Below are 18778 nucleotides of genomic sequence, written 5' to 3'. Positions count from 1 at the left end.
TGGAGGCCGGCGGTCGCCGGCCTCCACATCGCGTCATAGCGTCAGTTCGATTCGGTCACATCATCGGAGTCGGTCGGGCGGGGGCGGCTTCGCTTCTGCCTGATCTCCACGACCGTGTTCGTGAGTCGATCGAAGAACTGGACGAGCCTTCGTGACCGGACCTCGTGGAGATCGTGTAGGGCATCCGCGAGGGCGTGTTCGAGTGGTGGGATACGGTCTTCGGCGGCCTCTGCCCGGACCGTGAGCTCTTCGATCTGTCGTGACCGTTCGAACAGCAGCCCCTCGGCCCTGGCGAGCGGTGCGACACGTGCGATCTCGCGGTTGCGACGCTCCTCGTCGTAGGGCACGTCGGGCTTGCCGGAGTGGGCGAGTGAGGTCAACCTGTCGTCGAGGATGAACGTGCCGTCGGCGAGCCCGCTCTCGAGCCGTGCGGCATCCGGGTGCCGGATCAGGTAGAAGCCCTCGAGCATCCCGGCTTGCATCCGGGCATAGTCGAGCATCCCGTGGTGGTTCGGGCTGGGTCGTTTTGCGCCCGCTGACGTGTAGGCGCGACCGGCCGCTTCGACCTTCCGCGAATACTGTCCCCATGAGCGCCACGGCAGGTGCAGTACCTCGAGTGAGTCATCGCGCGCCGGTGTGCCGCGGCTCGGGAACGACACGGCGTGGTTGCCTTGCGCCACCTCGATGTCGGGCGAGCCGATATGAACCGCATCGGGCGTCGAGTGAGCCAACAGGCCGAGACTGCGGAGTTCGTCAACCGTCCGAGCGTCGCGGTACACCAGTCGACCGAGTCCGGCGCCTTCGAGGGCGGGGGTCCCGGTCATGTCGATCACGGGCACGAGGAACGTCTGGAACGCGCGTGGTGTGTTCTCGAAGACGCCTCGAATCGTACGTGCGGGGTTGCGTGCCACCCAGAACTCGTCGGCGTCGGCGTTGATCACCCAATCGGCCCCGTACTCGGTGTACGCAGCGCGAGCCATGGCCGTGACGACCTCACTCTGCTGCTTCTGGTGCACGGGATCGAAGCGAAGATCGACGAGCCCGTCACTCGCAAACTCCTCGAGGATCTCTGTCGTACCGTCGACCGAGCCGTTGTCGGTGACGATGATGCGGTCGACACCTTGGGCGCGATGGTGTTCAAGCGTCGCCCTGATGATGTCCGCCTCGTCGCGGACCATCATGGTCATGACCAACTTCATTGCATCACCTTCAGGTAGGGCGGGCGAGCGTCATGCGGACGTCCGGCCGCTGTCGGGTTTCCGTGCCCGCGCCTGCAGCTGCAGGGTGAGCGATCGGACGCCGAGGGCGCCATAGATCGCCCATCGTATTGGCAGGAGCAGCGGTCCAGCATATCGGCGGCCCACGAATCGGCGCGCGCTCGCGTGATGGGCCGCGACCATGCGGGGCGCTTCGGCCGACGTCGAGTGGGCGCCGGTGTGAACGACTCGTGCCGACGGCTCGTAGAGGTTGAGGTGACCCGCTTCAGCCATTCGAACTCCGAGATCGACGTCCTCGAAATACATGAAGTACCCCTCGTCGAACCCGCCGATCGCATCGAACGCCGCTCGGCGTACAAGGAGGCATGAACCTGACAGCCAGCCGGCGATCCGAGCATCACCCGAGAGATCAGACGGGGTGCGATAGGTGCGGGTCCACGGATTTCCCTTCCAGATGTTCGCGAAGAGAGCATGCCCGATGCCGGTCCGCAACGACGGGACCGCGCGTGCGGACGGGTAGGTCGATCCGTCCTCGTTGAGCACTCGCGGCCCGACGGCGCCGATGGCTGGGTCGGCTTCGAGGCGATCGACGAGGACGTCGAGCGAGCCGGGGAGAAGGCGCACGTCGGGATTGCAGATCAGGACCCACTGGATCTCAGGGTCGAGTACCCGAGTCGCGGCGTTGACGGCGCCGCCGTAGCCGGCGTTGCGCTCCATCGGGAGGTAACGGGCACCGGATTCCTCGGCGACCGTCTTCTCGCCGTCGTCGGGGGCGTTGTCGGCGATGACCACTTCGTACGGCCGGCTCGTCGCCTCCCGCAAGGAGGAGATCAGGCCGGGAAGCACCGATCTGGAGCGGTAGCTGACGGTGACGACGGCAAGGGCGGGAGGAGGGCTCACTGGTGGGCGGGGTCCGCTTCGAAGGACACGTCGGTGAAGACGGGCCCCCAGGATCGAGTGTTCTTCCGAACGCGGAACTGCACCGCGTGGTTCGCGCGTGCGATCTCCTGGCGCTCGGAGCCCATCACGGCGATCGTCACGTTGTACTCGCCGGATCCGATCGGCACCTGGGGGAGCGTGAATCGTACGCGTCGCCGGCCCTCGAGAGGGCCGAGCGGGTCCTGGCGGAGGCTGCCGGAGGTCGCGCCGGTGACGAGCTGCCCGAAGGGGTTGTCCACGTGCAGGCCCACACCCCATGAGGCGACCGGTCGTATCGCCTCGACCTCGACCTCGATCGTGATGTCGTCGCCTGTCTCGAACGCCTCGCAGGGATTGCCGTCGGCGTCGAGAGTGCGCACGGAGCGGACTTCGGCGCGCTCACCGGCCTCGACGATCTTCGCCGCTTCCTTCGGCGTGGTCGCGGCGAATCCCGAACGGAGGATGCTCACGGCATCCTCGGGATCGCCGTCGAACACGACGTTGCCCTTGGCCAGCACGATGGCTCGGTTGCACAGCGCCGTGATCTGGCTGAGCGTGTGGGTGACGAGAACGATCGTGCGACCCTCCTCCTGGAAGGAACGGATCTTGTCGAGGCACTTCTTCTGGAATGCCTCATCGCCGACAGCCAGGACTTCGTCGACGAGCAGGATGTCGGGGTCGACGTGGATCGCCACGGCGAAGGCGAGTCGCACGTACATGCCGCTCGAGTAGAACTTCACCTGCGTGTCGATGAAATCGCCGATTCCCGAGAAGTCGACGATCGCGTCGAAGTGGTAGTCGGTCTGTTCTCTCGTCAGGCCGAGAATCGACGCATTCAGGTAGACGTTCTCCCGACCCGTCAGGTCGGGATGGAATCCAGCACCGAGTTCGAGGAGCGCAGCCAGCTGTCCGCGGCGCTGCACACGGCCCTCCGTTGGCTGAAGGATGCCGCCGATGGTCTTCAGCAGCGTGCTCTTGCCGGAGCCGTTCGGGCCGATGAGACCGATCGTGGTGCCGGCCTCGATCTCGAGATCGATATCGCGTAGCGCCCAGAAATCCTCGCGGTGACGTGCTCCGCGGCGGAAGTTCGTGATCCGCTCCTTGATGCTCTTGTCCTTGCGGATGACGAAGCGCTTCGAGACGTTCTGGACGCGGATGATGGGAACGGATGCAGTCGTGGTCATGGTCATAGCTCCTGAGCGAAGTCACCCTGAAGCTTCGCGAAGACACGCTGCGCCAGGAACAGCAGAATGAGTCCGATGACACCGGCGACGACCATGCGTGCCGCGAGGTCCGCAGCGGCGATGCCCAGATCCGCGGCCGACCAGAATGTCATATGGAACCCGAGGACGGCGAGCGTGATGGGGTTGTCGACGAAGATCTGCAATGCCCAGCTCGGCATCACCCCCGCCACCTGTGCGATCGAGTAGACGATGGGCGAGGCCCACATGAGGAGGAGCAGCACGACCTCGACGAGGTACTGGACGTCCCGCAGATACACGTTCACGGCGGAGAGGACGAGTGCGAGGGCCGCGGCGTAGATGAGGATCAACGCGACCGACCCGAAGGCGAAGAACAGCGAGGCATCCCAACGCATCGTGCCCACGAGCAGCGCGGCAGCGAGCAGGATCCCGAGCTGGATGAGGAAGTTGAACAGCGACGATCCGATGGTCGCGAGCGGGAACACCTCGCGCGGGAGGTACACCTTCTTCACGAGGCCGGCGTTGATGATGATCGATCCGGTTCCACCCGCGACGATCTCGCTGAAGAGCGTGTAGATCGTCAGGCCGCCGAAGACGTAGATGGCGAAATTGTCGATGGCACGGGCAGCGCCGAGGAACTGGCCGACGACGACGTAGTAGATGAGGAGCTGCGTCAGCGGCCTGGCAAGGCTCCACAGGAAACCGAGTGCGCTGTCTTTGTAACGGGACTTCAGCTCCCTGCGGGTGAGCATGCCGAGCAGTTCTCGGCGATCCCAGATGTCTTTCAGCGAGGAGGCGATTCCCGACAACGTGCTCGGTGGTGAGCCGGCATCCTGCCAGGCGAGCCCGGCCAACCGTGTGCGGCGCTCATGCATTGGCGCCCCGGGGTCAGACATGCAGGGGCTCCTCCGGAAGATACGAACAGGCGGACCGAGTGATCCGCCCACGAGAATACCGCACCCGTCCTGAGTGACAGCCGCGGGCCGCGGGGCGTGGCCGCTCGGCTACACTCGGGCGAGTGACATCCGTGAAGTCGACCCTAGGACGCCTCGCCCGACGGATCTTCCCGATCGGCTCCCCTCCACGACGCGTCCTCTCGGCGGCGCGGCAAGGCGTCCGTGCCGGACGGCGGCAGTACTCTGCGGTGATAGAGCTTTCCGCGCCGGTCGCGCCCGGTCCTGGCCTCGACACGTATGAGGAATGGCGCGCGCAGCTCGATCAGGAGCACACGCCAACGACCGTCCGCTCCGACGCCACGACGACGTTCGCGGTCGTGGTCGAGACCCGGCCGGGTGCGGAGCCCGACGAGTTCGAGGCCACGCGTCGCTCCATCAGTGAGCTCGACGGAGCGACGCCCATCGTGCTCCGTGCGAACTCGGGCACCGACCTGGCGGAGCTCCTCGAGCCGATCGATGCGGACTTCGTGCTCTTTCTCACCGCCGGTTCGCAACTCGAACCCGGGGCCCTCGAAGAGATCTCACGCGCACATCGCATCGATCCCTCGCTCGAGGCCATCGGCTTCGATACCGACACGCTCGACCACGAGCGTCGAACCGACCCGCATTTCCGACCGGAATGGTCGCCCGAGATGCTCCTCGGTGCCAATTACTTCGGCCGCGCGTTCGCGATCAGGGTCGATCTGGCCCGCCGCATCGACGGCATCCGGCTCGATGACCATGGAATCTGGCGGCTCCTGCTTTCCGCAGGGCTCAGCGAGCGCATCGTCGGCCGCGTGCCGAAGGTGCTCATGTCAGAGCCGCGTCGCACCCGGGCCATCGCGACGGCGCGGGATGCCGAGATGGTTCGCGAGGTGCTCTCCGAGCGAGGCGAGCGGGCGGAGACGAGCCTCGAGGACGGCGTCGTCCGGGTCCGGTTCATCCCCGAGACGTGGCCGACGGTGTCCATCGTGATCCCCACTCGCCATGGCCGCGCGAACCTCTCCCGGCTCCTCCCATCGCTCGAGCGCACGGAGTATCCCGGGTTCGACGTCGTCGTCATCGACAACGGAGGACAGAGTGACGAGCGCGACGAGTGGTATGTCAACGCGAAGGGCGACCTCGACCTCCGCATCCTCTGGTGGACGGAGGAGCCGTTCAACTACAGCCGGGTGAACAACGTGGCCGCGCGTGCCTGCACGGGCGAGATCCTCGTGATGCTGAACGACGACACCGAGATCGTCGATCCGAACTGGCTTCGGGAGATGGTCGGACTCCTCCTCCGCGATGGCATCGGGACGGTCGGGCTGCAGCTCCGCCAGGGCGAAGGCCTCATTCAGCACGGTGGTGTGATGCTGGGCCCCGGCGGGTTCGCCGACAACCTCTTCACCGGGATGACACCCGGATCCGACTCGCTCGTGGGGCCGACCGGGTGGTATCGAAACACCCTCGCGGTCACGGGAGCCTGCGTCGCGATCCGCCGGTCGGACTTCGAGTCGGTCGGCGGGCTCGATGAGCGTTTCATCCTCTGCGGCAGCGATGTCGTCTTGGGACTCGACCAGATCCTGCGCGGCCGCCGGAACGCAGTGATCCCGTTCGACACGGTGAGACACTACGAGTCGCTCACCCGCGGCACGTCCGTTCCCCTCGAGGACTTCTACGCGAGCTACTGGCGCTACCACCCCTGGCTGGCGGCCGGTGACCCGTATCTCTCGCCGAACGTCTCCCAGCTGTCGGCCGTGCCGCGGTTCCGGAGTTCCCGTGACGAGCGCCCGGTGAAGCTCGCCCTGCAGGTCATGGGCCGCGCATACATCCAGGTGAAGCAGGGCTCGTCGATCTCAGAGGAGGCGACGGGGCTCATCCACCAGGCGTCCGTCTCGCGCTCCGACGTTGATCGGGTGCACGCCGACCACGCCGCCGCCGACGGATTCCACCAGGTGGAGACGATCAACTGGTTCATCCCCGACATCGACATGCCGTTCTTCGGCGGGCTCAACACCGCGTTCCGCATCGCGGAGAAGCTCGCGCTCCAGAACGGCGTGCAGAATCGCTTCGTGTTCCTGGCGGAGCCGAACGAACAGTTCTTCCGTTCCGCGCTCGTCGCGGCATTCCCCGGCCTCGCCGATGCCGAGATCCACTTCTACAACGGCACCGACGACAGCATCGCGGCTCTCCCGCAGGCGGACGCGGCCGTGGCGACCCTGTGGCTCACCGCCGACCATGTCGCAAAGGCACCCGGCGTCCGTCGCAAGTTCTACCTCATGCAGGACTACGAGCCGGGCTTCTACCCCGCGAGCACGCTGTACGCGATGGCAGAGGAGACCTACCGCCTCGGCCTGTATGCGATCTGCAACACCAGGAGCATGTACGAGATCTACGCGGGTCTCTACGGTGGGAAGGCCATGTACTTCGACCCGGCGGTGGATCGCACGATCTACCACGCCGAGGGGCGGCGGGAGAAGGGCGACGACGAGCCGGTCACGATCTTCGTGTACGCGCGCGATCACTTCCGAAACTGCTGGGAGCTGGCGTACGCCGCGTTGCGCGAGATCAAGCGCATCCACGGCGACAGAGTCCGCATCGTCGCAGCCGGCGCGCGCTACCTGCCTCAGACCGCGGACTTCATCGACCTCGGACTGCTCGATTACCGTGCGACGGGCGCGATCTACCGTGAGACCGACATCGGCCTCACACTCCAGATCTCGCGACACCCGTCGTACTTGCCGCTCGAACTCATGGCCTGCGGAGTTCCGATGGTCGCACCCGACAGCTCCTGGTTCAGCTGGCTGTTCCAGGACGGCGACAATTCGCTGCTGGCGATGCGCACGTACGACGACATCGTCGAGCGGCTCGATCGACTGGTCAGGGACTCGGAGCTGCGGGCGCGACTGTCGAAGGGCGCGCTCGAGCGCATCGACGCGAACCACAGTGACTGGGATGCCGCGCTGAGCGGCATCTACGGCTATCTGTGCGATCCCGAAGGCGCGGCGCCCGCCATCGCGTGAACCAGCCCTGATCGTCGTTTCGTTCGGCGCGGCTCTGCCTTCCTCCGATCACCTCCGGTACGGTGCTACGGAGGTAGACATGGGGGTCGATTCGCGTGAGCGGTACAGCTGGGGATCAAACACGGCGCGCGCCGACACGCGCATTTCGAGCTGTCGTCGTGGTCGTCGTGACGGTCTTGGTCGCGACCGTGCTGGCGGTGTTCGGCGCCGATCGAAGCGCGAAAGCGCTGAGTGCCGCCGACTGGGATCCCGGCCACATCATCTCGGATTCGGTGTTCTTCAACTCCTCGACGATGAATGAATCGCACGTCCAGGCGTTTCTGAATGCGCAGGTTCCGAATTGCGTCGCAGCGAACGGATATCCGTGCCTGAAGAACTATTCGGTGAGCACGTGGTCCAGACCGTCTGCAGGGCCTGGGCACTGCGCGGCGTACACCGGTGCCGAGAACGAGCCGGCGGCTCGGATCATCGTCAAGGTTGCGCAAGCGTGCGGGATCAATCCCCAAGTCCTCCTCGTCACCCTTCAGAAGGAACGCAGCCTCATCACGGATACGTCGCCGACGGCCGGCGATTATCAGGTCTCGATGGGCTACGGATGCCCCGACACGGCACCGTGCAACGCCGAGTTCTACGGGTTCTACAACCAGGTGTACAAAGCAGCGTGGCAGTTCCGCCAGTACACGAACTTCCCCGACCGTCGGTACAAGATCGGTGCCGTCAGCATCGCGTTCCACCCCAACACGGCGTGCGGGGCGACCACGGTCGGCATCCGCAACCAGGCGACCGCGAACCTCTACAACTACACGCCCTATCAGCCCAACGCAGCGGCGCTGGCGAATCTCAACGGCTCGGGTGACTCCTGCAGCTCATATGGCAACCGGAACTTCTGGGTGTTCTTCAACAATTGGTTCGGATCCCCGACGGGTGCCGGAAACCCCTTCGGGAACGTCGAGCTGTACGAGGCGAAACCCGGCACCGTCCGGGTCGCCGGATGGGCTCTCGATCCCAATACGACCGAGTCGATTGCGGTGCACGTGTACGTGGGACCGGCCGGGTTCGCATTCACGGCCTCCGGCAGCCGTCCCGATGTCGGCGCCGCGTACCCGGGCAACGGATCGGCGCACGGGTTCGATGCCACCATCAAGGTGCCGACCTCCGGTACCCAGGATGTCTGCGTCTACGGCATCAACGTCGGGCAGGGCGTCAACGCGCTCATCGGATGCAAACGGATGCTGGTGATGGGCGGCTCGCCGCTCGGAACCGTCGACACGATGGTCGCCGGCGTCGGCTCGGTGACCGTGAGCGGGTGGACGCTCGATCCTGATATCACGGGTCCCATCCCGGTGCACATCTACGTCGACGGCGTCGGAGTCGCGTATCAGGCCAACAAGCCGAGAGCCGGGCTGGCGGCGACGTATCCTGGCTATGGCGACAATCACGGATTCTCGGAGACGATCCCCGTGGCCCCAGGAGATCACCGAATCTGCGTGTACGGGATCAATACGGGCCCGGGCGCCCACGTGGAGCTCGCTTGTCGCACGGTCAGCATCGTCGGCGAGAAGGGCCGTTCCCCGTTCGGCAACTTCGAAACCGCCGTCGGCGATGCCCAGGGGGTCAGGGTCGGTGGCTGGGCGCTCGACCCCGACACGGTCGCGCCCATCGCGGTGCACGTCTACGTCGACGGTGTGGGCTACGCGATCCGCGCCGACCAGACGCGCACCGACGTCGGCCGGGTCTACCCCGTTCACGGCAACCAGCATGGTTTCGCCGCATCGATCCCCGCGGCATCGGGGGCCCGCAACGTCTGTGCATTCGCGATCAACAGCGGACCGGGGCCGCACACGCTCCTCGGATGCCGCAGCGTCGTCGTGCCCGACGCGATCCGCGAACAGGGGAGATCGCCCATCGGTCGCGTCGAAGCGGTATCCGCCTCCGGTTCCGCAATCACCGTCAGCGGATGGGCTCTCGATCAGGACACCGTGAACTCCATTCCGATCCACGTCTACGTCGACGGAGTCGGAGTGGCACTCACGGCGGATGAGCCGCGTCCCGACGTCGGCAGGGCGTATCCGGGTTATGGCGACGCGCACGGCTTCGCCGAGACGCTCGGGGCGACAGCCGGGACGCACAGCGTCTGCGTCTACGCGATCAATACCGGCGCCGGGCCGCATACGCTGCTCAGTTGCCGGGATGTCACCGTCGGGCAGACCGCCCCGGTGGAGGCGGGCAGGAGCCCGATCGGCAATTTCGAGGCGGTGACGGCAGCCGGGGGATCCATCTCGATATCCGGGTGGGCGCTCGACCCCGATACGGCGTCATCGATTCACGTGCACGTCTACGTCGATGGAGTGGGCGCCGCGTATCTCGCCGACGAGCCGCGCGCCGACGTCGGCCGCGCCTATCCGGGTCTCGGTGACGCACATGGTTTCGTGGAGTCGTTCGCCGCATCGCCTGGGCAGCACACCGTCTGCGTCTATGGAATCAACACGGGTGCGGGCCCGCACACCCTGCTGGGATGCCGAGCGGTGACGTCGTAGCGCCGTCCGCCACGGGCGTCACCCTCGGCCACGCGACATTCCGGCACCATGCCGTCGACTAAGCTCGATCGGAGTATGCGTCGGCGGGTGCGGAGTCGCCTCCCCGGCGCGCTTCCCGGTCGTCTTCCGAACAGGTCTCACGTGCAATCGAACCATGGCTCCATGCCCGAGTGGCGGGTCTTCCTCTTCACCTGGCTGTCGTTCGCCGCTTTGGCGGTGGCTTGGGCGGTGGCGACGCCGCTCGGTGCGAGTCCCGATGAGCCGTCGCACCTGATCAAGGCAGCCGCGGTCGTGCGTGGAGAGCTCATAGGGGACGCCACGAGCAAGCCCGCGGTGACCCGCGTCGACGTTCCGGAGGGCATCGCGGAGTCGAAGGGGTGGACGTGTTACGCCTTCGACCCGACCGTTCCGGCCTCGTGCATGGACTTCACCGACGAGAGTTCAGGGCTTGAGCCGTCGACGACGTCGGCCGGCCTCTACCAGCCGTTGTACTACGCCCTCGTCGGCTGGCCATCGCTGTTCATCGAGAACACCGAGGTCGCCGTGCTCGCGATGCGAACCGTGAGCGCACTCATCTGTTCGGCATTCCTCGCAGTGGCGTTCACGGCGCTCATGCGCTGGTCCGGACGCTTCATCGTCGCCATCGGCTTCATCGCCGCGATCACGCCGATGTGGTACTTCCTCGCCGGCGCCGTGAACCCCAACGCGCTCGAGGTGGCTTCGGGGCTCGCCTTGCTCGTCGTCTTCCTCGCGGTGCTGAAGGAGCGGGCCGCGCTCGTGCCGAGGATCCCCGATCTCGTCGTCCTCGCCGTGAGCGGGATCGTGCTCGCGAGCAGCCGCTCCATGTCACCGTTGTGGGTTGCGATGATCGGGGTGATGGCCCTCATCTATGCGAAGCCCGCTCGTCTTCAGGAACTGATCCGGATGCCGCGCGTGCTCGCGACCGTCGGCGTCATCTTCGCCGGGGTCGCGGCCGCGGCCGCTTGGATCCTCTGGACCGGAACCCTCGGATCCATGGGCAATTTCCCCGGAGCCGACACCTCTCCCGGCACGGCTTTCGCCACCATGCTGACGGACCGCGCATTCGATCCCGGCCTCATCGGCGTGTTCGGGTGGCTCGACACCTTCGCGCCGCCGTACGTCTATGCGTTGTGGTGGACCCTCCTGTTCGGCACGATCATCCTCGGACTGGGAGTCGCCAGGGGACGGAAGATCGCCGGCATCGTCGTGGGAATCCTCGGCGTCTACCTCGTGCCGGCGGTGGTGCAGGCGATGTCGATCACCTCCACGGGGTACATCTGGCAGGGCAGGTACGCCCTGGTCCCGCTCGTGACCGTCGTGGTGTTCTCGGCGGTGGCGATCGCCGACCGGCTCGGCGCTCGCGTTCCAGTCGTGCGTCTCTACGTCGTCGTCGCCGCCTTCGTGGCGATCGGCCAGTACCTGACGTTCTCCGGAACCCTCTCGCGGTATGCGGTGGGCGTCGGGCAGGAGGACCTGCTCGCGATGTATCGCAATCCCGTGTGGGCTCCACCGCTCGGCATCGTACCGTGGGTGGTGATCGCGGTGGTCGCCATCCTCGCGATCCTCGGTATCGTCGGCTGGGTGGCATCGCGGGGCATACGGACGGAGTCCTCCGATCCGATCGCCGAGTCGAGAACGTCACCCTCGCTCGCGATGACCTCCCGCTGACGGCGGAATCAGCCCTTCGCCGAGGTCAATGCCCCGTGGTCGTGTCGAACGGTCTGAGGTTCGGAGTCGACGGGCTCGCCTGAATGTCGAGCTGCAGGGCGCTGATGAGCATCTGCGTTCCGATCATGAGTGGGAGTGCTGCGAGCATGACGGTCGCTGCGGTTGCCACGACCGATCCGAAGGCCAGGAATGCGACCCAGATCGAGATGCCGAGGCCGACCGTGAACAGCAGCAGGCCCATGAAGAGCAACAGTGCGATCGGGGAGAACGACCAGAGCACGTAGCGGTACCAGATGCGCCTCCAGAAGCCGCGGAAGAGCAGGTCGAGCAGCTCGGGCACGACCTTGCCGAGCCGGATGCTCGACACCTCATCGCCGTACACGGCGGGCACCGGCACGTCGACGGCCGACACCTGCTGGATGTTGAGGTGGATCAGCAGGTCGTTCTCGAACGAGTATCTCTTCGCCACGCTGTCGAGCGGGACGTTGCGGAGGACTTCCGCGCGCACTGCCGTGTATCCGTTCTGCGGGTCGAACAGGTGCCAATACCCTGACGCGAGCTTCGTCATGAACGAGAGGACGATGTTGCCGAACACGCGGTGGCGCGGCATGCCCTCGAACGACTCGGGCGCGAAGAAGCGGTTCGCCTTCGCGAAGCCGAACCCGCCGTCGGTCACCTCGTCGAGCAGGGCCGGCAGGTGCTTGGGATCCATCTGCGCGTCGCCGGCCATCACGACGTTCACGTCGGCGCCGAGCTCGATCGCGGCGCGGTGTCCGGTGATGATCGAGCCACCGACGCCCTGGTTCACCTCGTGCCGAAGCAGTGTCACCCGCGAGGAATCGATCGAACGGACGACCTCGCTCGTCGCATCGGGACTGCAATCATCGACGATCACGATGTGATCGACGAAGTCGGGCATCGTCTCGATGACCGTGGCGATCATCGCCTCTTCCTTGTAGGCGGGGACGACCGCCGCGACTACTGCACCCTTGTACATCTAAGCTCGGCTCTCTCTCGGATTCTCCGCGAACACCCAGTACCGGTACGCGAAATAGTTCCACACCGTCATGGCGACGGTTGCGATGACCTTTCCGGCCACCCATCCGGCGCCGGTCCAGTCGACGGATGCCACGATCAGCACGCTCGCGGCGGTGTTGAACGCCACGAGCACTGCATACTTCAAGACGGCGATCCCGTGCGGCGCCGTTGAGGTGAATGCGAACATCTTCTGCACCGTGTAGGTGAAGAAGAAGCTCAGCAGGAACGCGACGCCCGTCGCCAGCCAGAGTGGCCAGCCCAGCACGTTCTTGAACAGCGCGAGAAGCCCGAGATCGACGAGGAACGCCGCGCCGCCCGCGATCAGGTACCGCACGGCGCTGTGGCCGAACACACGTCTGATCACGTCAGCTGCGACCCCTGCTCGAGGTCGCAGCGTCGATGACCTCGTGGGAGGGGAGGATCGTGGCACGCTCGGCCGCGGCGTCGCCGGTGCCCTCGACCAGATCGACGAAGTGCGAGAACTGCGTGGTGAGCGGCTCTTGCGAGCTCACGAGCTCGGGAATCTCGATGACGGTCTGCTGGCGATAACCGCGCCCCTCGTCGACCGCATTCTCCGAGACGTGGTGGTAGACGGTGACGTCCCGCCGCAGCAGGTCGACCTCGATCAGGCGATCCGCCTCGTGGATCGAGAGCTGGCGGATCTTGCGCTGGCCCATGCGGCTCGCCGACACGTGCGCGATGGCACCGTCGCCGAAGCCGAGCAGTGTTTCGGCGACATCCTCTGCACCATCGGCGGAGTCGGGATGGAAGAAGCCCAGTCGAGCGTCGACGGTGGTCGGCTCCGTGCCGATGAGATTGATGGCGAGATCGACGTCGTGAACGAGGAGATCCCACGCGACACCGGTTCGGATTCGCGGGGCGTACGGCGAGTGCCTCGTCGCGGTGATGTGCAATGGACGTTCGACGAGCGCTCGCGCCGTCATGACGGCCGGGTTGTAGCGTTCGAGCAGGCCGCAGACCAGGGGGAGATCGCGCTGCTCGGCCAGTGCGATGATCTCACGCGTCTTGAGGAGGCTGTCTGCGACGGGCTTCTCGATGAGCACTGCGGTGTCCTGGCTCAGCACCTGCATTGCGAGCTCGTGATGGGCTTCCGTCGCCGCAGCGATCACGACGCCGTCGAAATCGCTGAGATCGGGGAGCTCGGGTGCCCATTCAGTGCCGAATCGCTCGGCGACCTTGGCGCCGACCGACTTCCGGGGATCGACGAGGACGGCGAGATCCGCGCGTTGCGACTGTGAGATGACGCGGGCGTGGTGCGATCCCATGGTTCCGGCGCCGATGAGCGCGATCCGCAGCGGCCGGCTCATCGGGAAGCTCCCGAGATCTCACGCACGGCTGAGATGATGGCATCGAGCTCGTCGTCGGCGAGATGGTGATGAACCGGGAGCGACACCACCTCGCGTGCGACGCGGGCCGCCACGGGAGTATCGGCGACGGAGACGCGAGGATGGCGGCGGTAGGCGTCGTAGTCGGTGACGAGTCGCGGGTAGTACGCCCCGCTGCCGATACCGTGCTCGGTCAGCTGTTCCACGAACTCCGCCCGGTCGACGCGAGCCTCCTCGGTGACCCGGATCGTGTACTGGTGCCACACGTGCTCGCGGCCGGAGAGCTCTCGGGGCACCACGATGCCGGGTGCATCCGCGAGTCCCTCGGTGAGCCGCGCTGCATTGCGCCGCCGGGTCTGAACGATCGATGCGTATCTGGCCAGTTGGGGGATGCCGACGGCGGCCTGGAGATCGGTGAGGCGGTAGTTGTGTCCGGCCACCTCGTACTCGTAGCGAGCTCGCATCCCCTGGTTCCGGAGGACCCGGAGTCGATCTGCGAGCTCAGCGTCATCGGTCACGATGAGGCCGCCCTCACCGGTGGTGAGGTTCTTCGTGGCGTACAGCGAGAACGTGCCCAGGCCGTAGCTGCCGGCCGGTCGCCCGTGGTACGTCGCTCCGTGGGACTGGGCCGCGTCTTCGAGGATGCGCAATCCGTGGTCGTGCGCGAGCGCCTCGATGGGCTGCATGTCGGCCATCTGGCCATAGAGATGCACTGGGGCGAGCACTTTCGTGCGGGTCGTGATGCGCTCTCGTACCGAGGCGGGATCGAGGTTGAAGTCCTCATCACGGATGTCTGCGAACGTCGCCGTGGCGCCGGCCTCGAGGATCGCGTTCAGGGTCGCGACGAAGGTGAACGGCGTCGTCAGCACCTCGTCGCCTGGGTGGAGGTCGAGCACCTCGAGTGCGCCGACGAGCGCGGTGGTGCCGTTGTTCACGGCGATCACGTGGTCGAGGCCGAAGGTTGCCGCGAACTCGTCTTCGAGCTGCTTCACCTTGGGGCCCTGCGCGATCGAACCCGACCGCAGCACTTCGAGAACCAGTTCCTCTTCTTCGATTCCGAACTGGACGCGTGTGATGGGGATCATTGTTCCTCGTGGGTTAGATTGCAATGTGCAGGATGCGATTGTCCGCGAATCCCGCCCCCGATACCCTACCTTCTCGCGCGAGAGGCGCGCCGATCGACTCAGGAAGGTCGACGTGAACGCGATACACCCCACTGCCCAGCTCACGGGAGACGTCCGGCTCGGATCCGGCAACACGATCGGCGCCTTCGCCGTGATCACCGGGCCCGTCGAGATCGGCGACGACAACTGGTTCGGCTCAGGAGTGGTGATCGGTGCGCCTCCCGAGGTGCGCGGATTCGCTCATCCGACCGACCTCGCTGGATCGGTTGACGCTGCCGGTGTGCGCATCGGCGACCGCAACGTGGTGCGGGAGCACGCGCAGATCCATCAGGGTTCGCAGCGCCAGACGCACATCTCCGATGACGCGTTCATCATGAACCAGGCCTATGTCGCCCACGATTGCCGACTGGACGACGGCGTGACCCTCGCTTCGAGCGTCCTGCTCGCCGGTCACGTGTACATCGGGTCGAAGGCGAATCTCGGTCTCGGCACCACGGTGCACCAGTTCCGCTCGATCGGACGCGGCGCGATGGTCGGCATGTCGTCGGTCGTGACCCGCGACGTGCCGCCGTTCGCGAAGGTCTTCGGGAACCCCGCGACCGTACAGGGCGCGAACCTCATCGGCATGGAGCGCTCGGGCGTCGCCGCCGAGTTGGTCGACGTGCTCCGAGCGATCTACGAGGGCGGGGACGTGAGCCCCGAGGTGGTCGCCGACCCCGAGCTGCGAGCGGCCGTGGTCCAATGGGCGTCGGAACGCCCGGAACGCCCGGAACGTCCGGAACGAGGCGGTCGCGCGTGACCGACTCGATTCCCGCGCGGCGGCCGGCATTCTGGAACCGTGCGGTCTGGCGCGGCCGCGTCGATCGCTGGGTCACGCCGCGCCCCGACGGCCTCCCGGCCATCCGGGTGCTCATCGCGCTTCCCCTGCTGCTCGCGGTGATCGGCGCGATCCTCGTGGGACTCTCGGTGAACGGCTCGTCGTCAGGGGCGTTCCACTCGGAACTGCACGACGGCGCCGACCCCGACCTCATTGCGGGGACGCCGCAGCTCATACGCACCGACGAGTGGGCTGTGCAGACCGTGTGGGCCATCACGCAGGCCGAACAGGGACTGCCTGTCGAGAACGAGACATTCCCGGGTGGGATGGATGCGACCATCCCGCAGGACCTTCCGCGAGCCGACTGGTCCGTCGCGTTCCGCCCACACCTCCTCGGGTTCCTCTCGTGGGACGTCGATCATGCGATCGCCCTGAAATGGTGGCTCCCGGGCCTCGCGCTCATCGCGGCGGTGTACTGCTTCGCCGTCACGATCCTTCCGAGACGGCCGTTCCTCGCCGCCGGAATCGCGGGCGGCTTCTTCCTGAGTCCGTTCTTCCAGTGGTGGTTCCTGCAGACGACGCTCTGGCCGGCCGTCTGGGGATTCGTGTTGCTCACGACGGTCGTCTGGTGCCTCCGCGCAACGACGCGGGTCGCGCCGCTCGTCTGGAGCGGCATCCTCGCTTACCTCACCGTGGTGATGGCGATGGGCATCTACGTCCCCTTCATCGTCCCGATTGTCCTCGTCGGCGCCCTCACCGTCGTCGGTGCGGTCTTCGACGCGAGGAGGAGCGGTATCGGATTCGGCCGGCTCGCGCTCCGCGTCGCTCCCGTGCTCGGCGCGGGCGCCGTGGGCTCGGCGATCACGCTGGCGTGGCTCGTCGAGAAGTCCGCGACGGTCGACGCGTTCCTCGGCACCGCGTACCCGGGTGAGCGACTCGTGGCCGCCGGTCAGAGTGGCGGAGTCGAGCTCGCCCACATCCTCTCCTCGTCGTTCGCCCTCTCCTTGAAGGCGGGCGGATGGCTCGGCCTCAACTCGTCCGAGGCATCCACGTTCTTCTTCGCCGGCGCATTCCTGATTCCGGTCGTCGTGTGGCTGGTCGTCCGCTGGCGGCGCACCTTGGCGTTCCCATGGATGCTGGTCGGCGCTTCGGCCTCGGTGCTCGTGATCGCGGCCTTCATCTTCCTCCCGGGTTGGGATGCGCTGGCGCACCTGCTCTTCCTCGACCGCTCACTTCCGGGCCGCTTGCGTCTCGGCGTCGGGTTCGCCTCGCTCGTGATCATGGTGATCCTGATCAGGGAGCTGACGCCCGATCGCCGGCCTCGGCGCCTCTTCGCCGGCATCCTCGCTCTGCTGTTCCTGGGATCGCAGGCGGCGATCGCGTTCGCGGTCTGGGCGGAGTCGCCGGGGGCGCTGGCCGCCGCGCGGTTCTGGTGGATCCTGGCACCGTTGTCGGCTGCCGTGATCTACCTCATCGCCCGTGCCCGGCCGGCGGCCGCCGTCGCGATCTTCGTGGTCATCGGCGTGATCAGCGGAGCGACGGTCAACCCGGTCTATCGCGGCGTGCTCGATCTCCGCGAGACGGATGCCTCGGCTGCCGTCCGCGAGCTCGATGAGCGCGCGGGCGGGGCGACCTGGGTCGGCGTCGGCGGTCGGCTCACCGGAGCGATGCTGCTCGAGTCGGGCGTCGAGGCGTTCAACGGGTTCCAGGGCGCGCCGTCAGACGAGATGTGGCATCCGGTCGACCCGACCGGAGCCTATGAGTTCGAGTGGAATCGACTGGCCGGCATCGGATGGACACCCGGGGTGGGCGAGCCGCAGATCTCGAATCCTGCGCCCGACCAGATCCTCGTCACGTTCGATGCGTGCTCCGCCTTCGCTCAGGAGAACGTCGACTTCGTGCTCGCCGACAAGACCGTCGACGTCGAGAGCGCGTGCCTCGAGCCGGTTGAGGAGTTCGACCTCGCAGCCGACGGCGAGTTGACGATCCTCGAGGTGGTTCCGCAACACCCGTGACGCCGGTGGCGGGCTCCTCGAGGAGCGGTCAGCGGCTCCTGCCGAACGCGTGGCCGATGAGGATGCGCAATCCCGATGCGTCCTGCGCCCTGAGCGCCGATGGGATGCGGGTCAGCGCGTTGACCCGGCTCGAGAGGTGGAATCGGGCGGCCCGGGCGGCGAGGTGCCAGCCGCGCCCCTCGAATCGCTCGGCGAGCTCCGCGAAGAACTCATCCTCCTCGCGGAAGCGGCTCCCGTCGACCGCCTTCCATGACGAGACGCTTCCCGCGTGCCGTCGGTAGTCGAACTCGACGGTGTCATCGACGACGAGCGATCCGCCGGCTTCGCACAGGTCGAGCACGAGCGCGAGATCCTGCACCACCTCGTAGCCTGCACGGAACCCGGTGGCCCGGGTTCGCGGTCCGTGCCAGGCGACCGAGGGGAAGTTCATCCAGTTGCCACGCGTGACGCTCGTTGCGAGCTGCTCACCCGACAGCACGATCGGCGGTGATGCCTTCGGCCGATAGAACGACTTCGCCGAGTCGACGAGGGTGCGCACGGCCGCGCCGTCCTCATCGATGATCCGCACCCCGGGGTGGAGCATGGCCGCATCGGGAAAGGACGCGGCGAGCGACCGCATGTGCTCGACATATCCGGGATGCAGGGCGTCGTCGCATCCGAAGATCGTGAACCACTCAGCGGTGGACCGGTCGACCGCTTCCTGGAAGTTCGCGTTGATCCCGAGGTTCTCGGTGTTGCGCACGTACTCGATCCGGCGATCGCCGAGCCCGACCAACCATTCGCCCGCGCTCGCGTCGGGATAGTGGTCGTCGATCACGACGAGGCGCCAGTCGGGGTCCGTCTGAGCCAGGACACTCTCCACGGCGATGCGGAAATGGTCGATCCGACCATAGAACGGCATCATGATGTCGAAGGTCATGTCGTCTGGGCGCTCC

The 18778-nt window shown here is 66.4% G+C and carries 14 protein-coding genes; 5 read left to right on the top strand and 9 right to left on the bottom strand.

Translation table 11 applies throughout. The features are described from left to right. Nucleotides 1-41: 41 nt before the first annotated feature. From ESP51_RS05485 to ESP51_RS05470, 4 genes are read right to left on the bottom strand one after another with little or no spacing between them, the layout of a single operon-like run. A complete protein-coding gene (locus ESP51_RS05485) occupies nt 42-1187 on the bottom strand; it encodes a glycosyltransferase family 2 protein (RefSeq protein ID WP_129519891.1) in 1146 nt (381 codons plus the stop codon). Between the two features lie 42 nt (nt 1188-1229). Next, nucleotides 1230-2117 carry a glycosyltransferase family 2 protein gene (locus ESP51_RS05480; RefSeq protein ID WP_129519890.1) on the bottom strand — a complete coding sequence of 296 codons (888 nt, stop codon included), beginning with the start codon at nt 2115-2117 and terminating at the stop codon, nt 1230-1232. Further along, the gene (locus ESP51_RS05475) at nt 2114-3325 is read right to left on the bottom strand and encodes an ABC transporter ATP-binding protein (RefSeq protein WP_422386829.1); all 1212 of its coding nucleotides are present in this window, start codon (nt 3323-3325) and stop codon (nt 2114-2116) included. The genes ESP51_RS05480 and ESP51_RS05475 overlap by 4 nt, the downstream gene beginning before the upstream one ends. Continuing rightward, nucleotides 3322-4233: an ABC transporter permease gene (locus tag ESP51_RS05470; protein WP_241842994.1), complete on the bottom strand. Its 912-nt coding sequence runs from the start codon at nt 4231-4233 to the stop codon at nt 3322-3324. Before ESP51_RS05470 ends, ESP51_RS05475 begins: the two co-directional genes overlap by 4 nt. Before the next feature lie 248 nt (nt 4234-4481). Between ESP51_RS05470 and ESP51_RS05465 the strand changes: the two genes are divergently transcribed. The 3 genes from ESP51_RS05465 to ESP51_RS05455 all read left to right on the top strand — a co-directional run bounded on the left by ESP51_RS05465 (nt 4482) and on the right by ESP51_RS05455 (nt 11503). Next, nucleotides 4482-7277 carry a rhamnosyltransferase WsaF family glycosyltransferase gene (locus tag ESP51_RS05465; protein WP_129519888.1) on the top strand — a complete coding sequence of 932 codons (2796 nt, stop codon included), beginning with the start codon at nt 4482-4484 and terminating at the stop codon, nt 7275-7277. Between the two features lie 383 nt (nt 7278-7660). Beyond that, nucleotides 7661-9814 (top strand): hypothetical protein, encoded by a 2154-nt coding sequence (locus ESP51_RS05460; RefSeq protein ID WP_164990423.1) that lies wholly within the window; start codon nt 7661-7663, stop codon nt 9812-9814. A 162-nt stretch (nt 9815-9976) separates the two neighbouring features. Continuing rightward, on the top strand, nt 9977-11503 hold the full coding sequence (locus tag ESP51_RS05455; RefSeq protein WP_164990422.1) for a DUF2142 domain-containing protein: 1527 nt from the start codon (nt 9977-9979) through the stop codon (nt 11501-11503). A gap of 25 nt (nt 11504-11528) precedes the next feature. On the opposite strand, the gene ESP51_RS05450 is transcribed toward ESP51_RS05455, so the two are convergent. From ESP51_RS05450 to ESP51_RS05435, 4 genes are read right to left on the bottom strand one after another with little or no spacing between them, the layout of a single operon-like run. Beyond that, nucleotides 11529-12500: a glycosyltransferase family 2 protein gene (locus ESP51_RS05450; RefSeq protein ID WP_129519885.1), complete on the bottom strand. Its 972-nt coding sequence runs from the start codon at nt 12498-12500 to the stop codon at nt 11529-11531. Continuing rightward, nucleotides 12501-12905 (bottom strand): GtrA family protein, encoded by a 405-nt coding sequence (locus ESP51_RS05445; protein ID WP_164990420.1) that lies wholly within the window; start codon nt 12903-12905, stop codon nt 12501-12503. Nucleotide 12906: 1 nt separating this feature from the next. Continuing rightward, nucleotides 12907-13869 carry a Gfo/Idh/MocA family oxidoreductase gene (locus tag ESP51_RS05440; protein ID WP_129519883.1) on the bottom strand — a complete coding sequence of 321 codons (963 nt, stop codon included), beginning with the start codon at nt 13867-13869 and terminating at the stop codon, nt 12907-12909. Then, nucleotides 13866-14972 (bottom strand): DegT/DnrJ/EryC1/StrS family aminotransferase, encoded by a 1107-nt coding sequence (locus tag ESP51_RS05435; protein ID WP_129519882.1) that lies wholly within the window; start codon nt 14970-14972, stop codon nt 13866-13868. The genes ESP51_RS05440 and ESP51_RS05435 overlap by 4 nt, the downstream gene beginning before the upstream one ends. Nucleotides 14973-15084: 112 nt before the next feature. Here ESP51_RS05435 and ESP51_RS21165 point away from each other — a divergent pair, with 112 nt between their 5' ends. Both ESP51_RS21165 and ESP51_RS05425 read left to right on the top strand, forming a co-directional pair. After that, entirely contained in the window at nt 15085-15810 is a 726-nt protein-coding gene (locus ESP51_RS21165; protein WP_164990419.1) for an acyl-ACP--UDP-N-acetylglucosamine O-acyltransferase family protein, read from the top strand. Next, nucleotides 15807-17843: a DUF7657 domain-containing protein gene (locus tag ESP51_RS05425; RefSeq protein WP_129519880.1), complete on the top strand. Its 2037-nt coding sequence runs from the start codon at nt 15807-15809 to the stop codon at nt 17841-17843. Before ESP51_RS21165 ends, ESP51_RS05425 begins: the two co-directional genes overlap by 4 nt. Nucleotides 17844-17871: 28 nt before the next feature. Here ESP51_RS05425 and ESP51_RS05420 read toward each other — a convergent pair whose 3' ends face one another. Continuing rightward, nucleotides 17872-18762 carry a glycosyltransferase family 2 protein gene (locus ESP51_RS05420; protein WP_129519879.1) on the bottom strand — a complete coding sequence of 297 codons (891 nt, stop codon included), beginning with the start codon at nt 18760-18762 and terminating at the stop codon, nt 17872-17874. Between the last annotated feature and the right edge of the window lie 16 nt (nt 18763-18778).

The sequence above is a fragment of the Agromyces albus genome, assembly GCF_004134825.1.
GTDB lineage: Bacteria > Actinomycetota > Actinomycetes > Actinomycetales > Microbacteriaceae > Agromyces > Agromyces albus.
The sequence above is the reverse complement of the archived record's forward strand: the minus strand, read 5'-3'. Positions and strand labels throughout refer to the sequence as shown.